This window comes from Pseudomonas sp. MD195_PC81_125, from assembly GCF_014060985.1.
Classification (GTDB): domain Bacteria; phylum Pseudomonadota; class Gammaproteobacteria; order Pseudomonadales; family Pseudomonadaceae; genus Aquipseudomonas; species Aquipseudomonas parakoreensis.
Map to the genome: position 1 here is coordinate 1 of NZ_JABULD010000370.1, position 3,309 is coordinate 3,309.

General features: G+C 58.7%; 4 protein-coding genes and 1 pseudogene. All 5 read right to left on the bottom strand.

Annotation, left to right across the window (positions count from 1 at the left end; genetic code table 11):
- A partial coding sequence (locus HT737_RS15520) for a pyridoxamine 5'-phosphate oxidase family protein (protein ID WP_182403164.1) occupies window positions 1-399 on the bottom strand: 399 nt, incomplete at its 3' end.
- A 60-nt stretch (window positions 400-459) separates the two neighbouring features.
- Window positions 460-1,086 (bottom strand): glutathione S-transferase family protein, encoded by a 627-nt coding sequence (locus HT737_RS15525; RefSeq protein ID WP_131670793.1) that lies wholly within the window; start codon window positions 1,084-1,086, stop codon window positions 460-462.
- A gap of 102 nt (window positions 1,087-1,188) precedes the next feature.
- Window positions 1,189-2,115 carry a LysR family transcriptional regulator gene (locus tag HT737_RS15530; RefSeq protein WP_182403166.1) on the bottom strand — a complete coding sequence of 309 codons (927 nt, stop codon included), beginning with the start codon at window positions 2,113-2,115 and terminating at the stop codon, window positions 1,189-1,191.
- A 293-nt stretch (window positions 2,116-2,408) separates the two neighbouring features.
- Window positions 2,409-2,762, bottom strand: a complete 354-nt coding sequence (locus HT737_RS15535) for a hypothetical protein (RefSeq protein ID WP_182403169.1) — start codon at window positions 2,760-2,762, stop codon at window positions 2,409-2,411.
- A gap of 107 nt (window positions 2,763-2,869) precedes the next feature.
- A pseudogene (locus HT737_RS15540) lies at window positions 2,870-3,309 on the bottom strand (N-acetyltransferase family protein); the annotation flags it as partial.

The following is a 3,309-nucleotide window of genomic DNA, read 5'->3' on the forward strand; positions in this document are numbered from 1 at the left end:
CTGATCCACGCTCACCTCGAAACCCTGCTCGGTGAGATTGGCGACATGACCGTTGAGGCGATTGCGGCGGCGGGTATGCAATTCAATGCCGAGCAACCCGATCGGTTCGTCATTGCGCAATTGCGCTGGATCATCAGCAGCGGGTTGGCTGGCGAAATGCAGGTGCCCGGGATCAGGCGAATGAGCAAACCCTGGCGCGCCTTCGAGCACACTGGCCCATGGACGCCCGTCGGTATCGACCGCGCCGTACAACATGAACGGTAATTGCTCATAAAAGGCGCGGTGTTGATCGGGCATCCAGTCGCGAATCACTTTTCGGCCAAAGGCCTCCATGCGCTCGGCAACGCCGACATGGGCCTGCAGTTGTTGCTCGCCAGCGTGCCACGGTGAACGTTCCATCACGCCTCTCCCCGCGCCGCCGGCGCATTGTGGATAACTCGATCAGATCAGGGCTGAACCTCAGGCAGTCTTTTGCAGACCAGCGACCGTGCGCGGCATGCCGACAAAACCGGGCAAGGCTTCAACCCGCGCCAGCCAGGCACGCACGTTGGCGTAGTCGTCCAGCGCCACGTTGCCTTCCGGCGCATGGGCGATATAACTGTAGGCGGACACGTCGGCGATGGTCGGCTCGCTGCCGGCAAGATAGGGGGTCTTGCCCAGTTCCACGTCCATCACTTTGAGCAGGTTGTGCGCACGGGTAATCGCTTCTTCAGCATTCAACTGTGCGCCAAACACCGTCACCAATCGGGCAGCAGCAGGTCCGAAAGCAATCGGTCCGGCAGCGGCGGACAACCAGCGCTGCACCCGTGCCGCACCCAGCGGATCGGTCGGCAGCCAGCGACCATTGCCATACTTGAGCGCCAGGTACACCAGAATCGCGTTGGAGTCGGCCAGCACTACGCCGTCATCGTCGATCGCCGGCACCTGGCCGAAACTGTTGATCGCCAGATACGGCGCCTGCTTGTGTTCACCCTTGGCCAGATCGACCAGAATCAGTTCGGTCGGCAGTTGCAGCAGGGACAACATCAGCTCCACCCGATGGGCGTGGCCGGAACGCGGGAAGTTGTAGAGTTTGATCGCTTGCATGGTCGACTCCGCTGGAGGTGGCGCCGTTCGGGATGGCAGCGCCGATGGAGGCCATCTTCCCCCCATCCTCAAAGCAACAGAATCACCAGCAATCGCAATCGATTATTTCACTGGATGAAATAACGCTGCGTTCTGCAGCGCCGGATGCTCTCGCAAGGCTTTCACTGCATGGTCGACAAAGCTGCGCACCCGCGCCGGCGCCTTGCGCCCGCCCTGATACACCACATGGATCGGCAGCGGCGGCAGTTCGAAGTCGGCGAGGACAATTTCCAGCTCGCCGCAGGCCACCTTGCCGGCGACCTGATAAGACAACACCCGGGTCAGCCCCAAGCCCAGACAGGCCGCAGTAATCGCCGCCTGGTTGGCGGTGACCACCAGCCTCGGTTCAGGCCGCACGCTGATCGCTTCGCCCTGGTCCACAAACGGCCAACTGCGCAACTGGCCGATGGCCGAGGTCGCCACCACCGGCGCGCCGGCCAGCGCCTGTGGATGCTCGGGGCGGCCGTACCGGGCCAGATAGGCCGGCGACGCACAGATCACCCGTCGCACTTCGCCAACCCGGATCGCGTGCTGATTGCTGTCCGGCAACTCACCGATGCGCACCGCGACATCGATGCCCTCCTCGACCATGCTCACCACCCGATCAACCAACAGCGCATTGATCGAAACGTCCGGGTATTGCGTCAGATAAGTCGCCATCAGCGGTGTGACAAACAGCTCACCGAACAATACCGGCGCGGTCACCGTCAATTGCCCACGGGGCTGGGCATGACTGCCGGCCGCCGAATCCTCGGCTTCCTGCACTTCGGCGAGAATTCTCCGACAGTCTTCCAGATAACGCTGCCCCGCTTCGCTCAGATGCACACTGCGCGTGGTACGAATCAGCAACTGCGTACCGATGCGCTGCTCCAGCGCTGCAACCGCGCGGGTGACACTGGCGGCGGACAAGCCGAGGCGTCGCGCCGCTGCCGAGAAGCCCTGCTCCTGAGCCACCGTGGCGAAGATCTGCATTTCCTGGAAGCGGTCCATGGATGCCCTCGAGTCGGATACAAAAATCGCAGCCGAGGCTGCGATTTTTGCGGGTCTGGGTACCAACAACATAGTTTGACACAACCCATCGCGTAAATCGGGGTCTGTAGGATGATTCGCGATAAAGACAACAGCAACATAGATTGACACAGATGGGCTGCGCTTCAAATACAGGGCCGGGCTGCTCCCAACATAGTGTGACACCAACAACTGAAGTAAGCGGTCAGGAGGGGAGCAGCATAATCTGCGGTCTTCAGCACAAGCTCAGTGCGATGTCTAAATCTGTGCGCAACCTACGGCCGGCTCCCATAAGCACATAAACCGTATTTTTTCGTCTCAAACAAGCAGTTGTGAGTGAAGGAAACCCCCAACGTTGATCTGACCCAATCACCAGGCGCAAAACGACCTTTTCTATCTTGGATAACCGTCAATGCGTAAACCAAGGCAGGGATAAGCCCTCTATCGGTGATGGCTATTCGTTGACGTGTTGTAACTTCGAGATCCAAGATTACCCAATCAGCAACAAGGCAATATGCACGGGAAGGAAAATGCAGACCTGCGAATGTCACTGCATCTAAATCGGGGAGTGGGCACCCGTTTATGTTTTCGCCTGCGGAAAGCAGCGAGGTAAACGCCGCCAAATTCATTCATCCCTCCAGCCGGTCGGTAAACTGACTCGAACGTGAATCATCCATAAGCATAGCTCTCAGCGAACAGCCTGGTACCGATGGCGACGAATAGTAGCCAGGTCGCCTCACACCTGGTTTCTCAACTCTCCCTTTATCTCACTGAACGGGATGATTTCTATTGGCGGCGTCACAGCACAAATCGGTTTACGCCAATAATCCACGCTATGCCATTGGCCGTGCTTGAACCCAACCTCTGGGTAGGTGCCGATGTGGGTGAACCCGAGTGCTTCATGGATACCTATACTTCCTGCGTTGGGTAAGGCAATGCCGGCATAGGCTGCATGAATCCCCTGTTTCTCTAGACTGGTAGAAGCTGCTGATAAAGCGCACGACCAACCCCTTTTCGGTGCACAGCCGGATCAACATACACGGTGACATCCGCCGACCATCGATAGGCTTCTCTCGCTCGATGCTCGCTTGCGTAAGCGTATCCAACGACGTTGCCCTCCACCTCGGCTACCAGATAGGGATGCGGCGGTAGTGTTGCGGTTATTCTTGATGCCAT